The 25,185-nt window shown below is 73.3% G+C and carries 22 protein-coding genes; 16 read left to right on the forward strand and 6 right to left on the reverse strand.

Annotation, left to right across the window (positions count from 1 at the left end):
• The first annotated feature begins 66 nt into the window (after positions 1 to 66).
• The 15 genes from ACFYZ4_RS22715 to ACFYZ4_RS22785 all read left to right on the forward strand — a co-directional run bounded on the left by ACFYZ4_RS22715 (position 67) and on the right by ACFYZ4_RS22785 (position 19,410).
• On the forward strand, positions 67 to 1,302 hold the full coding sequence (locus tag ACFYZ4_RS22715; RefSeq protein ID WP_390784664.1) for an ROK family protein: 1,236 nt from the start codon (positions 67 to 69) through the stop codon (positions 1,300 to 1,302).
• Between the two features lie 131 nt (positions 1,303 to 1,433).
• Positions 1,434 to 2,768 (forward strand): ABC transporter substrate-binding protein, encoded by a 1,335-nt coding sequence (locus ACFYZ4_RS22720; RefSeq protein WP_390784665.1) that lies wholly within the window; start codon positions 1,434 to 1,436, stop codon positions 2,766 to 2,768.
• Between the two features lie 42 nt (positions 2,769 to 2,810).
• Positions 2,811 to 3,752, forward strand: coding sequence for a carbohydrate ABC transporter permease (locus tag ACFYZ4_RS22725; RefSeq protein WP_390784666.1), 942 nt, complete (start codon positions 2,811 to 2,813; stop codon positions 3,750 to 3,752).
• Complete coding sequence (locus tag ACFYZ4_RS22730) at positions 3,749 to 4,588, forward strand: carbohydrate ABC transporter permease (RefSeq protein ID WP_390784667.1); 840 nt, start codon at positions 3,749 to 3,751, stop codon at positions 4,586 to 4,588. Before ACFYZ4_RS22725 ends, ACFYZ4_RS22730 begins: the two co-directional genes overlap by 4 nt.
• A 5-nt stretch (positions 4,589 to 4,593) precedes the next feature.
• Entirely contained in the window at positions 4,594 to 5,859 is a 1,266-nt protein-coding gene (locus ACFYZ4_RS22735) for a 6-phospho-beta-glucosidase (protein WP_351591711.1), read from the forward strand.
• A complete protein-coding gene (locus ACFYZ4_RS22740; RefSeq protein WP_390784668.1) occupies positions 5,850 to 6,845 on the forward strand; it encodes an N-acetylglucosamine kinase in 996 nt (331 codons plus the stop codon). Before ACFYZ4_RS22735 ends, ACFYZ4_RS22740 begins: the two co-directional genes overlap by 10 nt.
• 207 nt (positions 6,846 to 7,052) lie before the next feature.
• Positions 7,053 to 8,438: a hypothetical protein gene (locus ACFYZ4_RS22745; protein ID WP_384344843.1), complete on the forward strand. Its 1,386-nt coding sequence runs from the start codon at positions 7,053 to 7,055 to the stop codon at positions 8,436 to 8,438.
• 80 nt (positions 8,439 to 8,518) lie between these two features.
• Complete coding sequence (locus ACFYZ4_RS22750; protein WP_351298927.1) at positions 8,519 to 9,523, forward strand: glutamate ABC transporter substrate-binding protein; 1,005 nt, start codon at positions 8,519 to 8,521, stop codon at positions 9,521 to 9,523.
• 128 nt (positions 9,524 to 9,651) lie between these two features.
• Positions 9,652 to 10,941, forward strand: a complete 1,290-nt coding sequence (locus ACFYZ4_RS22755; RefSeq protein WP_351298902.1) for a hypothetical protein — start codon at positions 9,652 to 9,654, stop codon at positions 10,939 to 10,941.
• Entirely contained in the window at positions 10,938 to 13,745 is a 2,808-nt protein-coding gene (locus tag ACFYZ4_RS22760; RefSeq protein WP_390784669.1) for a tetratricopeptide repeat protein, read from the forward strand. Before ACFYZ4_RS22755 ends, ACFYZ4_RS22760 begins: the two co-directional genes overlap by 4 nt.
• Positions 13,746 to 13,877: 132 nt before the next feature.
• Complete coding sequence (locus ACFYZ4_RS22765; RefSeq protein WP_390784670.1) at positions 13,878 to 15,350, forward strand: protein phosphatase 2C domain-containing protein; 1,473 nt, start codon at positions 13,878 to 13,880, stop codon at positions 15,348 to 15,350.
• A 34-nt stretch (positions 15,351 to 15,384) separates the two neighbouring features.
• Positions 15,385 to 16,710, forward strand: a complete 1,326-nt coding sequence (locus ACFYZ4_RS22770; protein WP_351298910.1) for a VWA domain-containing protein — start codon at positions 15,385 to 15,387, stop codon at positions 16,708 to 16,710.
• 44 nt (positions 16,711 to 16,754) lie between these two features.
• Positions 16,755 to 17,798 carry an FHA domain-containing protein gene (locus ACFYZ4_RS22775; protein ID WP_351298930.1) on the forward strand — a complete coding sequence of 348 codons (1,044 nt, stop codon included), beginning with the start codon at positions 16,755 to 16,757 and terminating at the stop codon, positions 17,796 to 17,798.
• 96 nt (positions 17,799 to 17,894) lie between these two features.
• The gene (locus tag ACFYZ4_RS22780) at positions 17,895 to 18,545 is read left to right on the forward strand and encodes an HAD family hydrolase (RefSeq protein ID WP_390784671.1); all 651 of its coding nucleotides are present in this window, start codon (positions 17,895 to 17,897) and stop codon (positions 18,543 to 18,545) included.
• Between the two features lie 13 nt (positions 18,546 to 18,558).
• On the forward strand, positions 18,559 to 19,410 hold the full coding sequence (locus ACFYZ4_RS22785; RefSeq protein WP_390784672.1) for a DUF1932 domain-containing protein: 852 nt from the start codon (positions 18,559 to 18,561) through the stop codon (positions 19,408 to 19,410).
• A gap of 28 nt (positions 19,411 to 19,438) precedes the next feature.
• Here the strand turns inward: ACFYZ4_RS22785 and ACFYZ4_RS22790 are convergent, their stop codons facing one another.
• The 4 genes from ACFYZ4_RS22790 to ACFYZ4_RS22805 form a co-directional block, all read right to left on the reverse strand.
• The gene (locus ACFYZ4_RS22790; RefSeq protein ID WP_390784673.1) at positions 19,439 to 20,935 is read right to left on the reverse strand and encodes a hypothetical protein; all 1,497 of its coding nucleotides are present in this window, start codon (positions 20,933 to 20,935) and stop codon (positions 19,439 to 19,441) included.
• Between the two features lie 57 nt (positions 20,936 to 20,992).
• Positions 20,993 to 21,646 carry a guanylate kinase gene (locus ACFYZ4_RS22795; RefSeq protein WP_390784674.1) on the reverse strand — a complete coding sequence of 218 codons (654 nt, stop codon included), beginning with the start codon at positions 21,644 to 21,646 and terminating at the stop codon, positions 20,993 to 20,995.
• 2 nt (positions 21,647 to 21,648) lie between these two features.
• Positions 21,649 to 22,266 carry an AAA family ATPase gene (locus tag ACFYZ4_RS22800; RefSeq protein WP_390784675.1) on the reverse strand — a complete coding sequence of 206 codons (618 nt, stop codon included), beginning with the start codon at positions 22,264 to 22,266 and terminating at the stop codon, positions 21,649 to 21,651.
• 135 nt (positions 22,267 to 22,401) lie between these two features.
• Positions 22,402 to 23,391, reverse strand: coding sequence for a methyltransferase domain-containing protein (locus tag ACFYZ4_RS22805; RefSeq protein WP_390784676.1), 990 nt, complete (start codon positions 23,389 to 23,391; stop codon positions 22,402 to 22,404).
• Between the two features lie 113 nt (positions 23,392 to 23,504).
• Between ACFYZ4_RS22805 and ACFYZ4_RS22810 the strand changes: the two genes are divergently transcribed.
• A complete protein-coding gene (locus ACFYZ4_RS22810; RefSeq protein ID WP_390784677.1) occupies positions 23,505 to 23,909 on the forward strand; it encodes a globin in 405 nt (134 codons plus the stop codon).
• Positions 23,910 to 23,967: 58 nt separating this feature from the next.
• Here ACFYZ4_RS22810 and ACFYZ4_RS22815 read toward each other — a convergent pair whose 3' ends face one another.
• Both ACFYZ4_RS22815 and ACFYZ4_RS22820 read right to left on the reverse strand, forming a co-directional pair.
• Positions 23,968 to 24,684 carry a hypothetical protein gene (locus ACFYZ4_RS22815; RefSeq protein ID WP_390784678.1) on the reverse strand — a complete coding sequence of 239 codons (717 nt, stop codon included), beginning with the start codon at positions 24,682 to 24,684 and terminating at the stop codon, positions 23,968 to 23,970.
• Complete coding sequence (locus ACFYZ4_RS22820) at positions 24,681 to 25,181, reverse strand: thioesterase family protein (RefSeq protein WP_351290295.1); 501 nt, start codon at positions 25,179 to 25,181, stop codon at positions 24,681 to 24,683. The genes ACFYZ4_RS22815 and ACFYZ4_RS22820 overlap by 4 nt, the downstream gene beginning before the upstream one ends.
• Positions 25,182 to 25,185 lie beyond the last annotated feature (4 nt).

The raw sequence follows: 25,185 nt of genomic DNA on the forward strand, positions 1-25,185 counted from the left end.
GACACGGATCAAACAGTGATAGGAAACTTACCTAACAGATCGCCTCGGTGAGGGAGAGACCGCTCCATGCCCGCCTCCACGCCCGGAACGCCCAGTCTGCTGCGCGCCATGAACGACCGGGCCGCGCTCGAACTCCTGCTGACGCACGGCCCGCTCTCGCGGACCCGCATCGGGCACCTGACCGGACTGTCCAAGCCCACCGCCTCCCAGCTGCTGGCCCGCCTGGAAGCGGCCGGACTCGTCCTGGCCACCGGTACCGACGGCGGCCGCCCCGGCCCCAGCGCCCAGCTGTACTCGCTCAACCCGCGGGCCGCGTACGTCGGCGGGCTCGACGTCACCCCGGGGCGCGTGCTGGCGGCCGTCGCCGACCTCACCGGCACGGTGATCGCCTCCCACGAGGTCCCGTACACCGAGGGCGCCCAGGCCGTGGACCAGGTGACCGAGGCCCTCGGCGGCGCCGTCAAGGCCGCCGGGCTGCACCGCTCCGACCTGCACCGGGTGGTCATCGCCACCCCCGGCGCCTTCGACCCGCAGAGCGGCCGGCTGCGGTACGCCAGCCACCTGCCGGGCTGGCACTCCCCCACCCTGCTCGACGACCTGGCGGCGGCCCTGCCGATGCCCGTGGAGTACGAGAACGACGTCAACCTCGCCGCCGTCGCCGAACAGCGCCTCGGCGCGGCCCGCGGCCACGAGGACTTCGTCCTGCTCTGGAACGAGGAGGGCCTCGGCGCCGCCCTCGTGCTCGGCGGCCGGCTGCACCGCGGCTGGACCGGCGGCGCGGGCGAGGTGGGCTTCCTGCCCGTGCCCGGCCGCCCCCTGGTCCGGCAGGTCACCCGGGCCAACTCCGGCGGCTACCAGGAGCTGGCCGGCGTCGAGGGACTGCCCCGGCTCGCCGCGGAACTGGGCGTGGAGGCCGCGCCCGGGCCCGCCGCCGGCACCCCGCACGGCCCGGACACCCCGCACAGCCCGGAGGTCGCCGCCGCCGTCGCCCTGCTCGGGCGGGCCGCGGCCGCGCCCGAGGGCGCGCACCTGCGCTTCCTCCAGGCGTACGCCACCGCGCTCGCCACCGGTCTGGCCTCGCTCGTCGCCGTACTGGACCCGGAGATCGTGGTCCTGTCCGGGGCCGCGATCAGCGCGGGCGGCGAACCGCTGCGCGCGCTGCTGGAGGCCGAGCTCGCCGAACTGGCCCCCTCCCGGCCCCGGCTGGTCCCCGGCGAGGTACGGGAACGGCCGGTCCTGCACGGCGCGCTGGAGAGCGCGCTGGCCGCCACCCGGGACGAAGTGTTCGACACCTCCCGCTGAACCGCCCCGCCCACCCCACCGGCCCCGCCCCCGCACAGACCCCACAGGCACCCCACCGGCCCCGCCGACGCCGAACGTCCCCGAACGGCCCCCACCGGAAGTTTCGTCTCCCGCAGAGAGCGAGCCCCGCCATGCCCAGAACCGGACGCCTGACCACCGCAGCAGCCCTCCTCGTCGCGATATCCGCACTCGCCACGGCCTGTACCGGCCAGGGCGCCGACACCGCCTCCGACGACCCGAAGGCGGACGTCACCCTCACCTTCTGGCACGGCTGGTCCGCGCCGAGCGAGGCCAAGGCGATCGAGGACAACATCGCCCGCTTCGAACAGGCGCACCCCAACATCAAGGTCAAGGTCACCGGCAACATGACCGACGACAAGATCAACCAGGCCCTGCGCGCCGGCGGGGACAAGGCCCCCGACGTGGTGTCCTCCTTCACCACCGACAGCGTCGGCAAGTTCTGCAACTCCCGCGCCTTCGCCGACCTCAACCCCTTCCTGCGCAAGTCCGGGGTCGACAAGACGAAGGTCTTCCCCAAGACCCTGCTGGAGTACACCCAGTTCGACGGCAACCAGTGCACGCTGCCGCTGCTGCACGACGCGTACGGCCTCGTCTACAACAAGACCGCCTTCGCGGCCGCCGGCATCACCGAACCCCCGCGGACATGGAGCCAGTTCACCGAGGTCGCGCAGAAGCTGACCAAGCCCAAGGGGGACTCGTACGAGCAGGTCGGCCTGATGCCCACCTTCCACGGCTACGAGACCACCCCCATGCGGCTCGCCGCGCAGTGGAGCCCCGCCTACTTCGGCGCGGACGGCAAGTCCAACCTGGCCGAGGACCCCGGCTTCGCCAAGATGCTGACCGCGCAGAAGGACCTGGTGGACAAGCTCGGCGGCTACGAGAAGCTGGAACGGTTCCGCAGCACCTTCGGCGACGAGTGGAGCGCCGAACACCCCTTCCACACCGGCCAGGTGGCCATGCAGATCGACGGCGAATGGCGGGCCCCGATGGCCAAGGAAGCCGGGGTCGCGTTCGAGATCGGCACCGCGCCGCTGCCCGTACCCGACGAGCAGGCCGCCGACTACGGCAAGGGCTACCTCTCCGGCACGGTCATGGGCATCGCCGCGGGCAGCAGGAAGCAGAACGCCGCCTGGGAACTGGTCAAGTACATGACCACCGACACCGAGGCGGTCGTCGCCTTCGCCAACGCCATCCACAACGTGCCGTCCACGCTCGCCGCCCTGGAGTCCCCGAACCTCCGGGTGACCCCCGAGTTCAAGACCTTCCTCGACATCGCCCGGCACCCGAAGTCCGGCACCACCCCGGCCCAGGCCGACGGCGGCACCTACCAGCTGACCTTCCAGGACTTCGCGTACGCGGTCGAGAAGGGCGACGTCACCGACATCCCGGCCGGCCTCGCCAAGGCCGACCAGCAGATCGACACGGACATCGCGAAGGCGAAGTAGCCCGGAATGCCTGGGATGCCCCGGATAACCCGGATGACCCGGATGACCAATCCCACCCTGCGGTCGAAGCGCCGCCGCTCCGCCCTGCGGACCGCGGCCTTCATGTCCCCCTGGCTCATCGGGTTCGCCGTCTTCTTCGCCTACCCCCTGCTGTCCACCCTGTACTTCTCCTTCACCAAGTACGACGGCTTCCGCCCGCCCGCCTTCAACGGCACGGACAACTGGAGCTACGTCTTCACCGACTATCCGCTCTTCTGGCCGGCGATGCGCAACACCCTGTGGCTCGTGCTGGTCATGGTGACCTGCCGGGTCCTCTTCGGCCTCGGCATCGGCCTGCTCATCACGAAGATCAAGACGGGCGTCGGGATCTTCCGGACCCTCTTCTACCTGCCCTACCTCGCCCCGCCCGTCGCCGCCACCCTCGCCTTCGTCTTCCTGCTCAACCCCGGCACCGGCCCCGCCAACACCCTGCTGGACGCCGTGGGCCTGCCCACCCCGGGCTGGTTCACCGACGCCGACTGGTCCAAGCCCGCGCTCACCGCCCTCGCCCTGTGGGGGGTGGGCGACCTGATGGTCATCTTCATGGCCGCACTGCTCGACGTACCGAAGGAGCAGTACGAGGCCGCCGAGCTGGACGGAGCCGGGGCCTGGGCACGGTTCCGGCACATCACCCTGCCCAACATCGCGCCGATCATCGCCTTCGCCGTGGTCACCGGCGTCATCCAGGCCATGCAGTACTACGCCCAGCCGCTGGTCGCGGGAAAGGTCGCGGCCGGGGTGATCGGCGGCTCCGGCCAGCAGTTCGAGCCGGGCTACCCCGACAAGTCCACCCTGACCCTGCCGCAGCTCGTCCACAACCTCGGATTCCAGCGCTTCGACTACGGCACGGCGTGTGTCGTCGCGCTCGTCCTGTTCGCCCTCTCCATGACCTTCACCGCGCTCCTGATGCGGCGCCGTGGCGGACTGATCGGAGCCGGCGAGTGAACGCGCACGGACGCAAGGCCGTACTGCACTGGATCGCCGTCCACACGCTCGGCGTGGCCGCCGCCCTCTTCTTCGTCCTCCCCTTCGTCTTCCTCCTGCTCACCTCCCTCATGGGCGACCGCCAGGCACTGACCCGCGACCTGTGGCCCGACACCTGGGAATGGGACAACTACGCCACGGTGTGGAACACGCCCGGCTTCCTGACCTGGTGGCGCAACACCCTGCTGTACGCCGGGCTCGGCACCCTGTTGACCGTGGTCTCCTCCGTGCCCGTCGCCTACGCCCTCGCCAAGTTCCGCTTCCGCCGGCGGCGGCTCTCGCTGCTGCTCGTGATCGCCATGATGATGCTGCCGCCACAGGTGGTCGTCATCCCCATGTACCTCTTCTGGGCCAAACAGCTCGACCTGTCCGGCACCCTGTGGCCGCTGATCATCCCGATGGCCTTCGGCGACGCCTTCTCCATCTTCCTGCTCCGCCAGTTCCTGCTGACCATCCCCGACGAGTACCTGGACGCGGCCCGCGTCGACGGCTGCGGCGAGGTGCGCACCCTGCTGCGCGTGGTCCTCCCCATGGCCAGACCGGGGATCGCCGCCGTCGCGCTCTTCCAGTTCTTCTACGCCTGGAACGACTACTTCGGCCCGCAGATCTACGCCTCCGACAACCCGGCCGCCTGGACCCTCAGTTACGGACTGGAGTCCTTCAAGGGCGCGCACCACACCAACTGGAACCTGACCATGGCCGCGACCGTGCTGGTCATGGCCCCGGTGATCGTCCTCTTCTTCTTCGCCCAGAAGGCGTTCGTCGAGGGAGTCACCCTGACCGGCGTGAAAGGCTGACGGCAATGAAACTCGCAGTGGTGGGCGGCGGTTCCACCTACACCCCCGAACTCATCGACGGCTTCGCACGGCTGCGCGACACCCTGCCGGTCACCGAACTCGTCCTGATCGACCCGGCCACCGACCGGCTCGAACTCATCGGCGGCCTGGCCCGGCGGATCCTCGCCCGGCAGGGGCACCCGGGGAAGGTGACCACCACCGCCGACCTCGACGCGGGGGTCGACGGGGCCGACGCCGTCCTGCTCCAGCTGCGCATCGGCGGACAGGCCGCCCGCCTCCAGGACGAGACCTGGCCCCTGGAGTGCGGCTGCGTCGGCCAGGAGACCACCGGCGCCGGCGGCCTCGCCAAGGCGCTGCGCACGGTCCCCGTGGTCCTCGACATCGCCGAGCGGGTCCGGCGGGCCAACCCGGACGCGTGGATCATCGACTTCACCAACCCGGTCGGGATCGTCACCCGCGCCCTCCTGCAGGCCGGGCACAAGGCCGTCGGGCTGTGCAACGTCGCCATCGGCCTCCAGCGCAAGTTCGCGGCCCTGCTGGACCTGGCCCCCGGCGACATCCACCTGGACCACGTGGGCCTCAACCACCTCACCTGGGAACTGGGCGTGCGCCGCGGCGGCCCCGACGGCGAGGACCTGCTGCCGGGACTGCTCGCCGCGCACGGGGAGACGATCGCCGGGGACCTCCGCCTGCCGCGGGCGGTGCTGGACCGGCTCGGCGTCGTGCCCTCGTACTACCTGCGCTACTTCTACGCACACGACGAGGTCGTACGGGAGCTCGGCACGAAGCCCTCGCGGGCCGCCGAGGTCGCCGCGATGGAACGGGAACTGCTCGCCCTGTACGGGGACCCCGCGCTCGACGAGAAGCCCGCGCTGCTCGCCAAGCGGGGCGGCGCCTTCTACTCCGAGGCGGCCGTGGACCTCGCGGCCTCCCTGCTGGGCGACGGCGGTCCGGCCGTGCAGGTCGTCAACACGTACAACAACGGCACGCTGCCCTTCCTGGCGGACGACGCGGTGATCGAGGTGCAGGCACACGTCGACGCCTCGGGCCCGCGGCCGCTGGCGGCGGCGCGGCTGGACCCGCTCTACGCCGGGCTGGTCTCGCACGTCACCGCGTACGAGGACCTCGCGCTGGACGCGGCGCTGCGCGGCGGGCGCGAGCGGGTCTTCAAGGCCCTGCTCGCGCACCCGCTGGTCGGCCAGTACGACCTGGCCGAGGGGCTGACCGACCGGCTCCTCGCGCACAACAAGGAGCACCTGGCATGGGCGTGAACCTCTGTTCCGTCCTGGCGATCGACGCGGGCAACAGCAAGACCGACGTGGCCCTGCTCGGCCCGGACGGCTCGGTGCTGTGCTCCGGGCAGGCCGGCGGTTTCCAGCCGACCCGTACGGGGGTGGCCGCGGCCGTCGACGTCCTGGCCGAGGCGATGGCCGACGCCGGGCTGGACCAGCAGGAGGGACGCGGCCCCGGGCCCCGCGCCGAACACGTGTCGGCCTGCCTGGCCAACGCGGACTTCCCGCTGGAGGAGCGGCAGCTTGCACGCGAGATCGAGCGCCGCAACTGGGGGCGCGTGACCGAGGTGCACAACGACACCTTCGCCCTGCTGCGCGCCGGCCTGCCCGTGGGCGCCGAACCGCGCGGCGTCGCGGTGGTGTGCGGGGCCGGCATCAACTGCGTCGGCATGACCCCGGACGGGCGGACCGCGCGCTTCCCCGCGATCGGGCGGATCTCCGGCGACTGGGGCGGCGGGGGCGGACTGGCCGAGGAGGCCCTGTGGTTCGCGGCCCGGGCCGAGGACGGGCGGGGCGAGTCGACGGAACTGGCCCGGGCGCTGCCCGCGCACCTGGGCCACGACTCGATGGCCGCGCTGATCGAGGCCCTGCACCTGGGCCGGATCCCGGCGGGGCGGCGGCACGAACTGACCCCGGTGCTGTTCGCGGTGGCCGCGGCCGGGGACCCCGTGGCCCGCTCGCTGGTGCACCGGCAGGCGGACGAGATCGTGGCCATGGCCTCGGTGGCACTGGGCCGCCTGGGCCTGCTGCACGAGGAGGTGCCGGTGGTCCTGGGCGGCGGCGTCCTGGCGGCCCGGCACCCGCAGCTGAACGACCGGATCGCGGAGCGCCTCGCCGAACGCGCCCCGCACGCCCGGATCCACGTGGTCACGGCCCCCCCGGTCCTCGGCGCCGGCCTCCTGGGCCTCGACGCCCTCGGCTCCCCACCCCTCGCCTACGGAAAACTCCGTGCCCATTTCGGGTGAACCCGCCCCGCAAGGCCGCCGGTCTGGAACCGTGGCGCTCGTAGACGCGTATTCACGGTGTAGGGGTGACGGAGGGCGCCCGCGGGGAGGGATCGTCCCGGATGCGGCACCGGGTGCTGTGGTCGACCGGCACTACGTCCATACTGCTGCGCAGGGGGTGTCTCCCGCCGTTGGCTGGGGGACGACAGGACCGAGGGGGAGGTCACGGTGGCGATCACATCACGCGCGCCCGCGCCCGGGGGCGGTGTTGCCGTGCCGCCCGAAGGGCCGCCCGGGCGGAGCACCGCCTGGGCCGAGGGCGTGGAACGGCTGCGCGAGGCGGCGACCACCGAGCCGGGCCGGCTGCGGATCATCGGCGCCGCACTGGCCGCCCTGATCGTGCTGTTCGGCACGGTGAGCGTGTGGGAGATGTCCGAGCGGACCACCGCCGCCGACGACGTGGTGGGCCGCAGCCAGCCGCTGAGCGCCGACGCGGCGAGCATCTACCGCTCGCTCGCGGACGCCGACACGACCTCCTCCAGCGGCTTCCTGCTGGGCGCCCAGGAGCCGCGCGAGGTCCGCCAGCGGTACGAGAGGGACATCGCCAACGCCTCCAAGCTGCTGGTGAGCGCGGCCGCCAACACGGGCGGCAACGAGGACTCCCGCGAGCAGATCGCCCTGCTGAGCGAGCAGTTGCCGCGCTACACCGGCCTGATCGAGCAGGCCCGCGCCACCAACCGGCAGGGGCTGCCGCTGGGCGGCGCCTATCTCCGGTACGCCAACGAGCAGATGACCACGCAGCTGCTGCCCGCCGCGCAGCGGCTGTACGAGGCGGAGACCGGCCGGCTCTACGAGGACTACGACGACGCCCGGTCCTGGCCGCTGGCCTCGCTCGGCGCGGGCCTGCTCGCGGTCGCCGGCCTGGTGTGGGCGCAGCGGCGCAACTACCGGCACACGAACCGGGTCTTCAACCACGGGCTGCTGGCCGCGACGGCCGCGTCGGTGGTGGTGCTGCTGTGGCTGGCCGTGGGTCACACGGTGGCGCGGTCCTCGCTGAGTGAAGCGCGGGCGGACGGGCAGGAGTCGATGAAGGTGCTCAACGACGCGCGGATCGCCTCCTTGCAGGCGCGGGCCGGTGAGAACCTGACCCTGATCGCGCGGGGCGCCGTACTGGCGGAGGACAAGAAGTCCGACAAGTACGACGTGGACTTCACGAACAACATGAAGCAGTTGGACGCCGGGCTGGCGACCGCGCTGCGGCTGGCCGACGACGAGGCCGGCCGGGGCCCGGTGAGCCGCGCCGCGGACGGCGTGGGGCAGTGGAAGCAGCGGCACACGGCGGCCAGGGAGGCGGACTTGAAGGGCGACTACGAAGCCGCGCTGCCCCAGGTCGTCGGGGACGCGCAGCACAAGGAGAGCAGCGGGGCCGCCTTCGACACGGTGGACGCCTCCCTGGACCAGGCCGTGGCGCACGAGCAGCGGGAGTTCACCCGGGCGGCGCGGGACGGGCTCGGCGCGCTGGGCGGTCTGGTGACGGGCTCGGCCGCCTTGGTGGTCATCGGCGCGGCGGCGGCGGTGCTCGGTATCGGGCGCAGGCTTTCGGAGTACAGGTGAAGGCGATGCGGATACGAGCGAGGCGGGCCGCCGAAGGTCACGAGGAGTACGGGAGCCACGAGGGCGGTGCCGTGTCCGGCATGCGGCTGAGGCGGGGCGCGGGCCGGCTGCGCGGCTGGGGCGGTGTGAGCGCGATGGCCGTCGCCTGCGCGGTGACGGCCGCGGTGGTGCTGCTGCCGCTGGCCCACGCGACGCCCGACACCGGCGGGCCGGCGGTCCGCAAGCCGGCCTCGATGGCGGTGGCCCCGGCCGCGCCGTGGGCCCTGACGGACACCTGCCAGGACCCGGAGGCGAGCCTGCGCCCGTCCGATGTGGACGGGGCGGCCATCGCGCGGATCAAGGCGGCGGGCAAGCTCGTCGCCGGCGTCGACCAGAACAGCTTCCGCTGGGGCTACCGCAATCAGACCGCGGAGGGCAGCCGTCTCGACGGTTTCGACATCGACCTGGTCAAGGCCATCGCCCGGGACATCCTCGGCGACGAGAACGCGGTGATCTACCGGGCCATCCCGACCAGTCAGCGCGTCCCGGCCCTCCAGGAGGGCCGTGTCGACATCGTCGTGCGGACCATGACCATCAACTGCAAGCGGCTGGAGGACGTCGCCTTCTCGACGGCGTACTTCGAGGCCGGGCAGCAGGTGCTGGCCCCCAAGGGTTCGGCGATCACCGGGTACGACACCTCGCTGAAGGACAAGCGGATCTGCTTCGCGGCCGGTTCCACGGCGGAGGCGGCGCTGGCGTCGCAGTCGTACGGTTCGGTCCCGGTCACCGTGGCCAATCAGCTGGACTGCCTGGTGCGGCTCCAGCTGGGCGAGGTCGACGGCATCATCACGGACAACGCCCTCGCGGCCGGGCAGGCCGCGCAGGACCCGTCGGTGAAGCTGGTGGGCTCGCCCTTCACCCGGGAGTTCTACGGGGTGGCGATGAACAAGGACGCCTCCGACCTGGTCCGCCGGGTCAACAGGGTGCTGGAGAACTACCGCGCGGGCGGCAATGACAGCCCCTGGATGAAGGCGTACCTCAAGCACCTCCAGCCGGTGCTGCCCGGCGTGACCGGGCCGCCGGCTCCCAAGTACCGGGACGGCTGAGGCCGGTGGCGGTTTCGGGCACGGGACCGGGCGTCGGCCCGGACACGGAGCACGCGGAACACGCGGAGGGGGACACAGAGGCGACATCGGAAGCGGAGGCACAGTCGGTGGAGGCGGGTTCGGCAGTGATGGACCGGGACGGCGTCGACCGCGCCCTGGCCAGGCTGGGCGCGGAGCACGAGGCAGTCGAGACCTCACTGCTCGCCCTCCAGGACCATGCGGGGCGCCGGCTGCTGGAGGGTGCCGCGCTGAGCGGGATCACCAAGGACCGGTGGACGGCCGCCGACGCGGACATCACCCGGCTGTGGACGTATTTCGACGCCTACAGCGGGGCGCTGACGGCTGCCCGGGAGGTCCGGGAGCGGCGCCGCTGGCCGAACCGCGAGGACCTGATCGAGCTGACGGAGCGGCTGCGCGGGCCCGGGGTGCTGATCGCGGGGGCGGCGGCGGAGGGTGTGGCGCTGGCGGAGCGGCTCTCGCTCGCCGAGCTGGTGGCCCGGATGAACGATCTGTACGCGCGTTCGCTGGACGTGGTGGTCGCCGCCGACGCGGTGTGGTCGGCGTTGCCCGCCCGGATCGACCTGCTGGCCGCGGAGCTGCACCGGACCCGCTCGCTGGCCCATTCGGTGGGGGTGCGCCCGGGTGAGCACCCGTCGGGCGACGACCTGGAGGACATCACCGCGGAGCTGACGCAGCTGCGGGCGCAGGTGATCGCGGACCCCCTGGCGTTCTGGCTGCCGGCGGCGGGGAGCGCGGCGCCGGGCGGTGGCCGTCCGGACACCGGGCGCTACGACCGGGCGGCGCTCGCGCTGGAGGACGTACGCCGGGAGGTCGAGGCGGTGCTGGACGTGCGGCAGGACGCCGAGCAGCGGCTGATCAGCCTGCGGGACGTGCTGTCGCGGGCCGATCGGACGCTGGCGGAGGCGCGGACGGCGCGCGGCGAGGTGCTGGCGAAGATCGCCGCGTCCGAGGTGCCGGCGGTGAGCGGCCCGCCGACGGTGCTGCAGGAGCAGCTGGCGGCGGCGGCCGAGCACCGGCGCCAGTCGCGCTGGCACCGGCTCTCGCCGCTGCTGGAATCGCTGGAGGTGCGGGCCGAGGAGGAACTGCGACGGGCCCGTGAATCGTTGACAGCGGTGACGGCGCCACTGGCGGTGCGGGCCGAGCTGCGGGGGCGGCTCGACGCGTACAAGGCGAAGGTGGCCCGCCATGGGATGGCGGAGGATCCGGTGCTGGTCGAGCGGTATGACGCGGCCCGCCGGATGCTGTGGAGCGCGCCCTGTGACCTGCGGGCCGCCGAGCAGGCCGTGCTGCGTTACCAGCAGGCGGCGGCGGAATCACTTGTGCCGCAGCAGCCGAGGCACGAAGATCATCGACCCGAGCAGTTCCGGCCCGTGGGGCCGGGGAAGGAGGAGGCATGAGTCTGGTCGGAACCGCGTGCGTTCGCCCCGGCTGCACGGGGACGTACGAGGACATGGGCGGCGGCGAGCTGTACTGCGACACCTGCGGGCTGGCGCCGGTCGGCTCGGTCGCGGCGGGCGCGGACGAACTGGTGTCGCCTCCGACGGGGATGACGAGCGCGGCCCGGGGTTCCCTGGGATCGAACGGGTCCCGTGGGTCGATGGGGTCGCAGGGCTCGCACGGCTCGGCGCGTTCCTCGGCCTCGGCCCGCTCCTCCCGGTCCTCCTCCTCGCGCCGTTCGGTGTCGGGGCGGTTGTCGCGGTCCCTGTCGGGGACGGCGTCCACCCGGTCGGTGTCGGTGCGCAGTTCGGGCTCGGCGGCGTCGTCGGGGCGCAGTCGGCTGGGAGCCGGGCTGGTCAACGTTCCGGAGGTGCCGCGTCCGGATCCTTCGGCGGCGGTGCTGGAGAACCCGGAGGTGCCGGAGCGCAAGCGGTTCTGCTCGCGCTCGGACTGCGGGGCTCCGGTGGGCCGCTCCCGTGGGGACCGGCCGGGCCGGACGGAAGGGTTCTGCACGAAGTGCGGGCACCCGTACTCCTTCGTGCCGAAGCTGAACTCGGGCGATGTGGTGCGCGGCCAGTACGAGGTGGCGGGCTGCCTCGCGCACGGCGGTCTCGGCTGGGTGTATCTGGCGGTGGACCGGGCGGTCGCGGACCGGTGGGTGGTCCTGAAGGGCCTGCTCGACACGGGCGACCAGGACGCGATGGAGGCCGCGATATCGGAGCGGCGCTTCCTCGCGGAGATCGAGCACTCGAACATCGTGCGGATCTACAACTTCGTGGAGCACCTGGACCAGCGGACCGGTTCGCTGGACGGGTACATCGTCATGGAGTACGTCGGCGGCAAGTCGCTGAAGGAGATCGCGAACGAGCGGCGGCGGCCGGACGGGCGGCGCGATCCGCTGCCGGTGGAGCAGGCGTGCGCGTACGGGATCGAGGCGCTGGAGGCGCTGGGCCACCTGCACAGCAGGAACCTCCTGTACTGCGACTTCAAGGTCGACAACGCGATCCAGCAGCAGGACCAGCTGAAGCTGATCGACATGGGCGCGGTGCGCCGGATGGACGACGAGGAGTCGGCCATCTACGGCACGGTGGGCTACCAGGCGCCGGAGGTCGCGGAGCTGGGCCCGTCGGTCGCCTCCGACCTGTACACGGTGGCGCGGACGCTGGCCGTCCTGACCTTCGACTTCCAGGGCTACACCAACGTGTTCGTGGATTCGCTGCCGGATCCCGAGCACATCGAGGTGTTCAGACGGTACGAGTCCTTCTACCGGCTGCTCGTCCGGGCGACCGACCCCGACCCGGGGCGGCGGTTCTCGTCCGCGCAGGAGATGGCGGACCAGCTGACGGGCGTGCTGCGCGAGGTGGTCGCGCTCCAGACGGGCCGGCCGCGGCCGCAGCTGTCGACCCTCTTCGGCCCGGAACTTCGCGTTCCGGACACTCAGCTGTTCGCCGACGCCCCGGGCACGGTCGCGTCCCGGCTGGGCCACCGCCCGCCGGCCTCCCGGCGGGCTGGCGGGCTGCTCGGGGCGCTCGGCCGCGGTCCGGCCCGGCCCACGGGAACGCACGCGCCGGGCGGCGCGGCCCTGCCCGGGGCGGCGCCCGCCGGGGCCTTCGCCCCGCAGGGTCACGCGCTCTCCGGCGCTGCCGGTTCGCCCGCGTACGGCGCCGCGGCCGGGCCGGCGGGAACCGCCCTGCCGGGCGCGGCACACGTGCCCGCGCTCGGGACCACCGCCACGCGCGTGGCGGCGGCACCCGTGCCCCGGCCCCGTCAGGCTCCGGTCCCGGGGCCCGTACCGGATCCGGTGTCCCCGGCCGCTGCCACGGCGGCGGCCCCGGCGGGAACGACCACCCTCGACGCCCGGGACAGCGCGCTGGCGCTGCCCGTCCCGCTGGTGGACGCGGGCGATCCGAACGCCGGTTTCCTGACGGGCCTGTTGGCCTCCGCGCCCGGCGATCTGCTGGGTGCGCTGGCCGCGGCGCCCTCCGACTCGGCCGAGCTGCGGCTGCGCGAGCTGCGGGCCCGGCTGGAGCTGGGCGAGCTGTCCTCGGCCGGGCGCACCCTGGTGGAGCTGGAGGCCCGGCATCCGGACGACTGGCGGGTGGTGTGGGCCCGCGGCATCGCCTCGCTGGCCACCGGTGACAACGAGGTCGCGGCCCTGTCCTTCGACGCGATCTACGACGCCTTCCCGGGCGAGCCCGCGCCGAAGCTGGCCCTCGGGCTGTGCGCGGAGGTGCTGGGCCAGCTGGACAACGCCGCCGAGTACTACCGGCTCGTGTGGATCACCGATCCGGGGTTCGTGAGCGCGGCCTTCGGGCTGGCCCGGGTCCAGCTGGCCGCCGGCGACCGGGACGCGGCCGTGCGGACGCTGGAGTCCGTACCGGAGGCGTCCATCCACTACACCGCCGCCCGGGTGGCGGCGGTACGCGCACGTCTGCACGACAGGTCCCCGGAGGAGGCGCTGCTGGCCGACCTGGCGGCGGCAGCCGACCAGGTGGAGGCCCTGCGGCGGTTTGGGCTGGACCCGGAGCGGCAGGAGCGGCTCGCGACGGAGGTTCTGGGCTCGGCCCTGGACTGGGTACTGTCGGGTAGCCGGGGTTCCGACCCCGGCCGGACCTCGCTGCTCGGCAGTCAACTGGACGAGCGGGGCCTGCGCTTCGGACTGGAGCGCTCGTACCGCGTCCTCGCACGGCTGGCGCGGCGTGGCGAGGAGAGGATCGAACTGGTGGAGCGGGCAAACCGTTTCCGTCCCCGGACGTGGGTGTGAGTGATGTCGATGCATCGGCTGTCGGGCTGCCCCAGCTGCGCGGAACCCCTGGAGGAGGGTGACCGTTTCTGCGGCGTCTGCGGTTACGCCGTGACCGCTCCTCCCCCGGCTGCCTCGGCGGACCATCCGACCATGCCCATCCCACCGGCTCCACCGGCCCCGTCGGCCGCCCCCGCGGGCGGCTACGGGACCCCGGCGCCCGGCGCGCACCACGACGGCGCCGCCGAACCGGCGCCCGGCTGGGGCAGCGTGGCCGCGGCCGCGCCGACGCTGATCGACGAGCCGGCCGGCTGGAGCGCCGCGGCGGAGCCCGGGCTCCTGCCGCAGCCGGGCGCGGCCGCGTACGGGAGTCCGGACCCTGCCGAGGGCCCGTACGGCACCGGTACGCCCCCGGAGGGGACCGTGTGGGGATCGGGCGACGGCCCGTACGCCCCCGGGTCCGCCCCGGAGCAGGGGCACGTCGGCCGGCCCCGCGGCAGCGCCGCGGACGGACCCGAGACCCGCCACGACCGTCCCGGCGGCAGCCCCGACACGCCCCCGGAGGGGACGCCCTGGGGCACGGGCGAAGCCCCGTACGAGACGGCCCCGTACGAGGCGGCGCCCTACGAGGCGGCCTCCTACGAAAACGCGTCCCAGCCGGGTGCGGCGGCCGGCGGCAAGACCTGCGTCGCCTGCCGGGCCGGACACGTGGACACCGACGGGTACTGCGAGCACTGCGGGCACGCCCAGCCGCGCGAGCGCGACCACCTGGAGGAGGAGCTCGGGAGCGTCGCCGCGGTCAGTGACCGGGGGCTGCGCCACCACCGCAACGAGGACTCCTTCGCCGTGGCGGCCACCGCCCTGCCCGACGGATCCGCCGCCACCGTGGCCATCGTCTGCGACGGCGTCTCCTCCGCGAGCCGCCCCGACGAGGCCTCGGCCGCCGCGGCCGCCGCCGCCAACGAGGCGCTGCTGGAGGCGCTGCCCCGCGGCGCCCACCCGCAGGAGGCCATGCACGAGGCGATCCTGGCCGCCGCCGCCGCCGTGAACGCCCTGGCCCCGGAGACCCCGGGCGCGCAGAACGCCCCCGCCTGCACCCTGGTGGGCGCGGTCGTCAGCGGCGGCCTGCTGACCATCGGCTGGGTGGGCGACAGCCGTGCGTACTGGGTGCCCGACGACCGTGCCGCGCTGCCGCGCCGGCTCACCGAGGACGACTCGTGGGCCGCGCAGATGGTCGCCGCCGGTCTGATGGGCGAGGCCGAGGCGTACGCGGACGTCCGCGCGCACGCCATCACCGGCTGGCTGGGGGCCGACGCGTACGACCTCGACCCGCACACCGCGACCTTCAAGCCCGACCACCCCGGGGTGGTGGTGGTCTGCACCGACGGACTGTGGAACTACGCGGAGTCCGCACGGGAGATGGCCCAGGTGCTGCCCGCCGACGCCGCGACCCGCCCGCTGCACAGCGCGCAGGTCCTGGTCGGACACGCCCTCGACGGCGGCGGCCACGACAACGTCACCGTGGCGGTGGTGCCGTTCGCCACGCACCCCGAGCAGCAACCGGGCCCCGATGCGGAGCCGGGCCCGGCAGCACGACCGGAACCGGAAGCGCGCCCGCAGGTCTGACCCGCCTGCCCGAGCACCCTGAGGAGTCCCACCCATGGCGAATTTCGCCAAACCGAGCGCCCCGCACTTCGCCGTGGAGGTGTACCAGAACGAGTTCCTCCCGGAGGGCGGGCGGGACGTCCATGCCATCGTCACCGTCACCGCCACCGGTGGCGCCGCCGCCACCCGGACGGCGACCGCCGACGGCACGGCCGCCGTCGTGATCATGGTCGACTGCTCGGGGTCCATGGAGTACCCGGCGGAGAAGATGCGGGGCGCCCGCGAGGCCACGGCCGCGGCCGTCGACACCCTGCGCGACGGCACCGCCTTCGCCGTGGTCGCCGGTACGCACGTGGCCAAGGAGGTCTACCCGGGCCAGGGCCGCCTCGCCGTGGCCGACCCGACGACCCGGGCCCAGGCCAAGGAGGCCCTGCGCGGGCTCACTGCCGGCGGCGGCACCGCCATCGGCACCTGGCTGCGCCTCGCCGACGGCCTGCTGCGCGGCTCGACGGCCGTCATCCGGCACGGGATCCTGCTCACCGACGGCCGCAACGAGCACGAGGAGCCGGCCGTGCTCCGGGCCACCCTCGACGCCTGCGCGGGCCGCTTCACCTGCGACGCCCGCGGGGTGGGCACCGACTGGGAGGTCAAGGAGGTCACGGGCATCGCGAACGCGCTGCTCGGCACCGCCGACATCGTGGCCGACCCGGCGCACCTCACCGAGGACTTCACGCGCATGATGGAGAACGTCATGGGCAAGGAGGTCGCGGACGTCGCCCTGCGCCTGTGGACCCCGGTCGGCGCGGAGATCCAGTACGTGAAGCAGGTCGCGCCCACGGTGCAGGACCTGACCGAACGCCGCGTCACGGCGGGCCCGCGCGCGGGCGACTACCCGACCGGCTCATGGGGCGACGAGTCCCGCGAGTACCACGTGTGCGTGCGCGTACCGGGCGCGGCCGTCGGCCAGGAGATGCTCGCCGCCCGCGCGACGCTCGTCCTGCCGGGGTCGGCGGGCGGGTCCGAGACCGTGCTCGCCCAGGGCCTGGTGCGCGCGGTGTGGACGACCGACCTGGCCGCGTCCACCGCCATCAGCCCGCAGGTCGCCCACTACACCGGGCAGGCGGAGCTGGCGCAGGCTATCCAACAGGGCCTGGAAGCCCGCAAACTGGGCGATGTCGATGGGGCCACGGCCAAACTGGGGCGCGCCGTACAACTGGCGAGTGCCTCAGGCAACGCCGACACAGCCAGACTCCTGGCGAAGGTGGTGGATGTCGTGGACGCCGTGGCGGGTACTGTGCGGCTGAAAGCCAGGGTCGCCGATGCCGACGAGATGACTCTCGAAACGCGATCGACGCAGACCGTCCGAGTGAAGAAGTCCTGAGACCTGACGTGAAGACGCAGGGAGAAGAAGGGGGAAGCGCCGCCATGCCGACCTGCCCGAACGGGCACCAGTCCGCCTCCGACGACTGGTGCGAGGTCTGCGGCCACCGCATGGGTGCCCCGGAGGGGCCTCCCGCGGTGCCCTCCTACGGCTACGGTTTCCCCCCGACCGCCGGTGAGCCGACCGCCCAGGCCGAGCTCTGCCCGCAGTGCCGGACCCCGCGCGAGGCCATGGCCCCGTTCTGCGAGGAGTGCCGGTACAACTTCCTGAGCCGTACGGCGACCTCGTACGCGCCGCCGGCGCCGGACGGGGGCCCGCAGCAGACCGGTGCGGGCGCCGTTCCCGGTCCCGGCCCGGGTCCGGGTCCCGGTGGCACGCCTCCGCCGCCCGTGCCCGCTCCCGGGAACTACTCCCAGGACCACTTCGAGTACCAGGGCTCGCGGCCGTCCCGGATCAACCGGCCGGCCGAGCCGCTCCAGCGCGAGGACGACTGGCTGCTGCCGCCGCCCGCGCACGAGCAGCCGCGGGAGTACCAGCAGCCCCCGCAGCCCCAGTACCAGCAGCAGCCCCCGCCGCAGCAGCAGCGGGAGTACCAGCAGGAGTACCAGCAGCAGGCCCCGCCGCAGCAGCAGTACCAGCAGCAGCCTCCGCCCCAGCAGCACCAGCCGTTCCCGCCCCAGGGCGGCGCCTGGTCCGCGACGGTCGGCCCCGACCGCTCGTACTTCATGGCGATGATGCAGCGCAGCGGCCCCGAGGCGGCCGGGCTCAACCTGCCCGCCTACTCCCCGGAGCAGCATCTTCCGCTCTCCGGCGGCCAGATCACCATCGGCCGCCGCCGCGCCTCCACGGGCGAGTCCCCCGACATCGACCTGTCGGTGCCGCCGGAGGACCCGGGCGTCTCCCACCAGCACGCGGTCCTCGTCCAGCAGCCCGACCTCAGCTGGGCGGTGGTGGACCAGAACTCCACCAACGGCACCACCATCAACGGCGGCGAGGAACCGATCCAGCCCTACGTTCCGGTCCCGCTCACCGACGGCGACCGCGTCCACGTCGGCGCCTGGACCACGATCACCATCCGCCGCGGCTGATCCTGCTCCTACGGCGCCACGACCACCGGGCCCCTCACCGAGGCCCGGTGGTCGCCGCCCGGCGGAGGGCCCGGATGCGCGTACTAGTCTGCGCGGGTGCAGCGCCTCGCCCTCTTCGACCTCGACGACACGCTCATCGACCGCCGTCACGCCCTCGAAGCGACGCTGATGCGCTTCGCCTCCCGCCATGGCCTCACGGCGTACGAGCGGGACGCGCTCCTCGTCCGGCTGGACGAGCGTGCCCGCCCCGCGGACTTCTCGGTGGTCCGCGAGCTCCACGGCCTGTCCGCCTCGACGCAGGAGCTGTGGCAGGAGTACCTGGCGGACATGGCGACCCTCTCCCGATGCCCGGGCGACGTGCTGGACGGACTGGACGACCTGAAGAGGCACGGCTGGCGGATCGGCATCGCGACGAACGGCTCCGCCGACATCCAACGGGCCAAGCTGGCGGCCACCGGCATCGCGCACCGGGTCCACGCCGTGTGCGTCTCGGCGGACCTGGGTCTCCGCAAACCCGACCCCCGACTGTTCGCCACCGCTGCGGAGCTCTGCGGCGCGACGCCGCACGACGGTGGCTGGATGGTGGGCGACGACCCCGTCAAGGACATCACGGGCGGGCGCTCCGCCGGGCTGGCCACCGTGTGGATCGGCACCCCCGACCGCTGGCCGGGACAGCTGCCCGCTCCCGACCGGAGCGCTCCCACCGCGCTCGCGGCCATCCGCCTGCTCCTGGAACACACCGCCTGAAGGGGACGCACCAATGACGGAACCAGCCACCACGGTCGGACTGCTGCACCCGGGCAACATGGGGGCCGCCTTCGGCGCCCAACTGCGCGCGCGGGGTGTCGCCGTCCTGTGGTGCCCCGACGGCCGGAGTGACGTCACGCGAAGGCGTGCCGAGCAGGCCGGTCTGGAGCCCGCGGCCTTCTCCGACCTCTTGGACCGCGCGGACGTGGTCCTGTCCCTCTGCCCGCCGGCCGCAGCCGAGGAGCTCGCCGCACAGGTCGCCGCTCACGGCTTCGCCGGGCGCACCTACGTGGAGGCGAACGCGATCTCCCCGGGCCGCGTGGGGCGCATCGCCGCCCTCCTGCCCCGTGCGGAGACGATCGACGCCGCTGTGGTCGGTTCCCCGCCCGTCGGCGGCAAGAACCCGACGCTCTACCTCTCCGGGGAGCGCGATCGCACGGGCAGGGTCGAGCGGCTCTTCGCCGGGACCGACATCCGTACGCACGACCTGGGCAGCGAGTTGGGAGCGGCGTCCGCCCTCAAGCTCTCCTACTCCAGCTACCAGAAGGCGTCACGCGTCCTGGCGGCGTTGGCCTACGGCGCCGCCCGGGCGCACGGCGTCGGCGATGAGCTCCTTGCCATCGCGGCGAAGCGGACGGGCAGCTACCTGACCGAGACGGACTACATCCCCAAAACCGCCGCCCGTGCGTGGCGTTGGGGCCCCGAGCTGGTCGACGCGGCCGCGCTGCTCATCGACGCGGGCCTCCCCGACGAGCTCATGCTGGCGGCCGTCTCGACGCTCGACCGTTGGGGCACTGCGCGCGACGCGCCCCTCACCGTGGAGGAGGCCCTGGAGCTGCTGCACCGCGATCCGGGACACGGCTGACGGGGCCTTCGCCCTGGGGATGGTCCCGTCAGCGCACCAGTTTCCGGATCACGATGCCCACAGTCAGGGTCGTGAAGAGCAGGCCGCCACCGGTGCAGCCCACGGCGAGCGCCGTCCAGGCGTGCGTCTTCAGCTCGGACGGGGCACCCACACCGACGTTCAGCCACAGGGCGCAGGCCAGAACGAGCGCCCTCCCCGCGGCCACCAGGTCGAGGAGACCACCGTCCTGCGGGTCCCGAGCGGCACCGGAGAGGTGCAGGACAACAGCCGTGGACAGCATCGCAGCGCCCAGGGTCCGCGCCGGGTTCCGCGCTCGCACACCCCACCCGAGGACGCCGCCGAGCAGAGCCCGGCCCGCGAGACGCCGGAGCAGGGGCCTCTCGGCCGCCTCCCGCTGCCGGGTGAAGTAGTAGAGCTGGTCGCCTTCCGACATGCGTCGGCGCCCGGTCAGTGTCGAACGGACGGCCTCCAGGGCCCCGGGGCTCACCCGGGTGAACACCCGGTCCAGGAAACCCGTGACGTGCTCGTCGTTCCGGAAGACCACGTCGCCGAGGTCCACCTCCTGGACACTGCTCGTGCCGGCCAGCCGGTACCGGGCCGGACCGACGGGCACCGCGAGCGCCCGGACCGAGGTGTCCGCGAGCTCCACCACCACCGGAGCCACCTCGTCGGCGCTGGCGGCGAGGCTGGAGATGGTGGACGACCGGAAGACCAGCTCCGCGGCGGCGCCGGTGGCCGGCGCGGTGTCCGACGCCGTCTGCCGGCGCTGCGCGGGCACGGCTTCCACATGGCGCAGACCGCGGACCACCACCGGGCCCCGGACCTCGCTGTCGAGCAGCGCGCTGGCCTCACCGGGCACCACCATGCCATTGATGCGCAGACCGTCCCGGCACCGCACCCCCGTACCGCGGAAGGGCGTGTCCACGCGGACCCGCCGCAGGAGCAGCGCGGCGACGTCGACCTCGTCGAGGGTGAGGGACGCCAACCACAGGTCGTCGAGGGTGATGGTTTCGGTGACGTGCACGTTCGCCAGGGACACCTGGGGCCGGCGCTGCCGCCCCACGGCGGCCTGGCTGCGCAGGGCCAGCGTGGCCGCCCGCAGTCGTTTGAGCTGGACCGGCCCCCGCATCGCCGAGATCTGCACCGAGTCGGACACGCGCACGCCCTCGAAGCGGGTCGGCCCGCAGGAGTGGACGTCGAGGGCTTCCAGCGCCGTCTCGCTCACATCGACCTCGGTGTTGCGCGGGGTGTTGCGGACGACGAGCCGGCCGATCCGGGAGTTGCTCACCAGCAGGGCGTCGGCGGTGCAGTGGTCGACGACCAGTTCCTCGATGACGCACGAGCGCAGGGTGACGGCCCCGGCCACGTTCACCCGGTGCAGGGCCAGCCTGCCTGCGGTGAGCGAATCGAGCACCAGGGGCTCGTCGATGTCCTTCTGCCTGATCGTCAGGTCCCGTTCGCGGCCTGTCGAAGCGTCCAGGTCCGCCGCACGTGCCAGCGCGTCGAGCGTGCTGATCGTCGCCATGTGTGTCCCCTCCCCACCGTGATGCACGGACCGCCGCGCGACGTCATGCCCGCCGTCTCATCGTTGGGCGGTCGCGGCCTCCCCGAGGAAGGCGGTCAGGCCTGCGGCCCGGTGCCGCTCCCCCTGGTGCTGCGCGTGGGCCCGGGCGATGGTCTCGGCGGCCCCGGCCGGGTCGGTGCGGTCGGTGCGCAGCAGGAGATCGAACGGCTCCTCACCGTCCGCCGCCGTGCCCAGATCGGCCAGCGCCTCGTCCCAGGCCACGAGCCGGTCCGCGGTGTCCCGGTCGCCCCTCCCTCGGGACCGCTGCTCGCACACGTCGCGGGGCACCCACAGGAGCACGCACAGCCACGGCTCCCGGACGGCGGCGGTGAAGCTGCGCAGGTGCTCGATGCTGCCGATGTGCACGATCGGGATGCGACCGGCCCCGGTCATGGCGTCCAGGTCATCACGGTCGATCGCGTACGTGTTGCCGTACCTGCGGGTCTCCAGCACCACCCGGCCAGCGGCGCGCAGGGCGCTCAGCTCCTCGCCGTCTGCCATGCGATAGCCGGTGGTGCGCCCGGAGCCCACCTTGATCTTGGTCAGCTGGCCGTATCGCGCGTCCAGGCCGGTCAGCGCAGTGCTGACCGTGTCCTTGCCCGCCGTCGGAGGGCCGAAGAGGACGACTCCTCCGGAGCTCCCGTTCCGGAGCGGGTTCACCTTCGCGTTCACGTTCACGCCTGCCCCCCGCCGTATCGACGGGACAGGACCATGGCCACCGATTCCACCTGCTCGGCCAGGGGTGTCATGGCGGTGATCCGGTTGTCGACGAGGTGGAACTCCCCGACCGGGCGCCGTTCCAGGGAGATCGACCCGAGGTACTGCCGCCAGTTCGCGAGCTTCCACGTGTCCCGTGCCGCGTTGCGCGAGGTGAGCCGCTCGCGCATAGACGACCCGTCGCTGTCCACCCACACCACCTCCAGCCGGGCGCCCAGGCGCGAGCAGTGGCGACGTGTCCGGGCGGCCCACTGATCGTCGACGACCTCGGCGAGGAAGGGTGCCACGGCGACCACCGGCACCCCGCACTCGAGGTTCTCCCAGCACGCCTTCATCAGGGACTCGTACTCCAACGGGCGCACGCTCTCGGCGTAGACGCTGCTCTGCCGGTCATCGGGGTCGCCGTTGAGATGGGACAGCAGCGACTCCGTGAGCGGCCTCGTCAGCGTGTCCTTGTCCAGCAGCGGCCAACCGGTCGCCTGCGACATCATCTTCCCGGCCTCGGATTTGCCGGATCCGGCATATCCGGCGACGAGGACGAGCGCGAGCCCGTGGTCCACCGAACCGATACTCAACGATGCTCCCCCGGGGCGTGATGTGAACCTTCTATCCTCGGCACTCTAGCGCCAACTGATCAACATCGCGCCGGAGTTCGACATCCGTGGACAGGCACGACCGACGCCGAGCGGCGACTGTCCCGCCGCGGCTGATCACGCCTCCCCCAGGGGCCATACGTAGGGCCCCTGGGGATCGTCGAGCCAGGACCACTGGCCCGCCGGGCCGACCGAGACGCCGAAGCGCTCGCGGGCCGGACGGCCCTCGCTGCGCCACAGGTCCAGGGCCTCGCGCGGGTGCAGTACGCCCGCGGTCAGCACGAGCATGAACTGGAACCGCTCGTTCTCCACCAGTTCGTACGGGAGCCCGTACGCCACCCCGCCCGGCTCGGGCGGCGCGGAGGCCGTGGCTCCGCGCAGCGGGACGAAGTACGCCGAGGTGTGCAGGAAGCGGCCCTCCGCGAAACCGGCGTCCCGCACCGTGAGCGCGATCAGCCCGGTCGACAGCGGGGCCAGGATCCGCGCGCCCGGCCGGCACTGGCCGAGCCAGGCGTGCGGGATCAGCGGCAGCGTGCAGGTCACCATGATCCGGTCGAACGGGGCTCGGGAGGGGCAGCCGCGCGCGCCGTCCCCGGTGACCACGGCCGGATGGTAGCCGAGCCCGGCCAGGTGCGCCCGCGCGGAGTCGGTGATCTCCTCGTCCAGGTCCATGGTGGTGACGTGTTCCTCGCCGAGCCGGTGGCAGAGCAGGGCCGCGTTGTAGCCGGTGCCCGCGCCGACCTCCAGGACGTCGTCGCCGTCGCGCACGTCGAGGGCGTGCAGCATCTTCGCCATCAGGGAGGGCTGGCTGCTGGAGGAGACCAGCCGGCCGTCGCGCAGCCGGGTCGCCAGCGGGGTGTCGACGTAGACCCCGCGCAGCCAGCGGGCCCGGCGTTCGGGGTCGGGGTCCTCGGCCCAGAGCCGTTCGTGGCCGGCGCCGCGGCCGGTCCAGAAGTAGGGGACGAAGACGTGCCGGGGCACGGCGGCGAACGCCGCCCGCCAGAGCGGATCCTCCAGCACCCCGGCAGCGGTCAGCTCCCGCACCTGGGCGGCGTGCGCGGTCTCCCGCAGATCGCGCGTCTCGGTGCGTGTGGTGTGTGCGCCCATGCCTCCACTGTCCTGCGCACGGCCTTCGCGTGCGAACGCGCGGCCCCGGCCGGCCCCCGTCGGAGAGTCCTGGGGCCTCGGTCCTCCGTCCGGGTGTCTGCGACGATGGTCGGGTGAATGAGATTCCGCGGGGTTCGGTTCAGGAGCAGACGTTTTACGAGCAGGTGGGCGGCGAGGACACCTTCCGCCGCCTCGTCCGGCGCTTCTACGAGGGGGTCGCGGAGGACCCGCTGCTGCGCCCGATGTACCCGGAGGAGGACCTGGGCCCCGCCGAGGAACGGTTCACGCTGTTCCTGATGCAGTACTGGGGCGGGCCGACCACCTACAGCCAGCACCGCGGGCACCCGCGCCTGCGGATGCGGCACGCGCCGTTCCAGGTGGACGCGGCGGCGCACGACGCCTGGCTGAAGCACATGCGGGTCGCGCTGGACGAGCTGGGCCTGGCGCCGGAGCACGAGGCGCAGCTGTGGAAGTACCTGACGTACGCCGCCGCGTCGATGATCAACACGGCGGGCTAGGTCCTGTCGCCCGGACAGGGCCTGGCCGGCCCGGGCCGGGTCCGCGCGGGGCGGACGGTCAGAGCGGACGGACCTGGAGGGCGCCCAGGCCGCCGGTGACGCCGGGGCGGCGGGTGGCGACGGAGCCGTACGGGGTGCGCAGCCGCAACCAGCTCCCGGCGGCGAGCAGCGCCACGGAGTCGGGGGCGGCGGAGGCGGGGGCGGCGGAGGCGGGCACGGCGGCCCGTACCGGCCGCAGGAAGCCCAGGGACTGCGCGGCGTGGACGACGCGCAGCGGGAGTTCGGTGTCGCCGAGGGTGCGGGACCAGATCTCGCGGCCTATGCGGTCGCGCTCGGACCGGGTCCGGTGCTGCGCGGGCAGGGCCTCGTCGCGGGCGCGGAACTCGGCGACGGCGGCCGCCACGGCCTCGCCCATCTCCCGGGGGCCGGGCAGCCCGGGCAGCTGCCGCCAGCCGCCGCGGGGCGGGAGCACCCCGGTCCAGGGCGGTCCGGTGACCGGCCCGGGCACGGTGGCCGCGGCCGAGGTCTCGTCCACGGACTCCAGGAGCTCGCCGGCGGACACGGTCAGGTCGAGGGGGGTGGTGACGGGCGCGGCGAGCCGCACCGTACGGATGGCCAGGACCTCGAAGGAGGGTGGCCGTCCGAACACGCCGAGCGCACCGCCGCCCGCCTGGAGGCGGACGGCGGCGGCGCGGTCGTAGTGCACCAGCCGGCCCAGGAAGGCGGCGAGGTCCGCCGCCTCCCCGGAATCGGCGAAGCGCAACTGCTCGTTCATGCCGCGAGGCGTCCTTCCCGGCCGCCGCCGGAAGCGGAAGCAGAGGCGGAAGGGGAAGCGGAAGCCGTCGCGGGCTCGTCGAGGTACTCCTCCAGGAAGTGCCTCTCCTCGGCCGTGATGCGGCGGGGCCGCCCCGCGGCGAGGTTGTAGGGCACGACCACGGTCTCGGCGCGCACGTAGACCGTCTCGGGCGCGTCCTCGGTCGCCTCGTCCTTGACCTCGTAGCGGATGGTCAGGGACGCGGCGCCTATCCGGGTCACCCAGGACTCGATGAGGACCGGCTCGTGACGGTGCACGAGGGGCAGCTTGTAGTCGATCTCGTGGCGGGCCACGACGGAGCCGCCCGTGAAGGACTCGCTGCCCTCCCCCGGCGCGAGGCGGAACATGAAGTCGATCCGCGCCTCCTCCAGATAGCGGAGGAAGACGACGTTGTTGACGTGCCCGAAGGCATCCATGTCCGCCCAGCGCAGGGGGCACCGGTAGTGGTGTCTGGCCATGACG

Source organism: Streptomyces sp. NPDC001513 (assembly GCF_042894695.1).
GTDB lineage: Bacteria > Actinomycetota > Actinomycetes > Streptomycetales > Streptomycetaceae > Streptomyces.

Bases quoted from the DNA above. Each gene is read 5' to 3' on its own strand.
- ACFYZ4_RS22715 (WP_390784664.1), top strand. From the start codon at position 67: ATGCCCGCCTCCACGCCCGGAACGCCCAGTCTGCTGCGCGCCATGAAC.
- ACFYZ4_RS22720 (WP_390784665.1), top strand. From the start codon at position 1,434: ATGCCCAGAACCGGACGCCTGACCACCGCAGCAGCCCTCCTCGTCGCG.
- ACFYZ4_RS22725 (WP_390784666.1), top strand. From the start codon at position 2,811: ATGACCAATCCCACCCTGCGGTCGAAGCGCCGCCGCTCCGCCCTGCGG.
- ACFYZ4_RS22735 (WP_351591711.1), top strand. From the start codon at position 4,594: ATGAAACTCGCAGTGGTGGGCGGCGGTTCCACCTACACCCCCGAACTC.
- ACFYZ4_RS22740 (WP_390784668.1), top strand. From the start codon at position 5,850: ATGGGCGTGAACCTCTGTTCCGTCCTGGCGATCGACGCGGGCAACAGC.
- ACFYZ4_RS22750 (WP_351298927.1), top strand. From the start codon at position 8,519: ATGCGGCTGAGGCGGGGCGCGGGCCGGCTGCGCGGCTGGGGCGGTGTG.
- ACFYZ4_RS22755 (WP_351298902.1), top strand. From the start codon at position 9,652: ATGGACCGGGACGGCGTCGACCGCGCCCTGGCCAGGCTGGGCGCGGAG.
- ACFYZ4_RS22760 (WP_390784669.1), top strand. From the start codon at position 10,938: ATGAGTCTGGTCGGAACCGCGTGCGTTCGCCCCGGCTGCACGGGGACG.
- ACFYZ4_RS22765 (WP_390784670.1), top strand. From the start codon at position 13,878: ATGCCCATCCCACCGGCTCCACCGGCCCCGTCGGCCGCCCCCGCGGGC.
- ACFYZ4_RS22770 (WP_351298910.1), top strand. From the start codon at position 15,385: ATGGCGAATTTCGCCAAACCGAGCGCCCCGCACTTCGCCGTGGAGGTG.
- ACFYZ4_RS22775 (WP_351298930.1), top strand. From the start codon at position 16,755: ATGCCGACCTGCCCGAACGGGCACCAGTCCGCCTCCGACGACTGGTGC.
- ACFYZ4_RS22785 (WP_390784672.1), top strand. From the start codon at position 18,559: ATGACGGAACCAGCCACCACGGTCGGACTGCTGCACCCGGGCAACATG.
- ACFYZ4_RS22790 (WP_390784673.1), bottom strand. From the start codon at position 20,935: ATGGCGACGATCAGCACGCTCGACGCGCTGGCACGTGCGGCGGACCTG.
- ACFYZ4_RS22805 (WP_390784676.1), bottom strand. From the start codon at position 23,391: ATGGGCGCACACACCACACGCACCGAGACGCGCGATCTGCGGGAGACC.
- ACFYZ4_RS22815 (WP_390784678.1), bottom strand. From the start codon at position 24,684: ATGAACGAGCAGTTGCGCTTCGCCGATTCCGGGGAGGCGGCGGACCTC.
- ACFYZ4_RS22820 (WP_351290295.1), bottom strand. From the start codon at position 25,181: ATGGCCAGACACCACTACCGGTGCCCCCTGCGCTGGGCGGACATGGAT.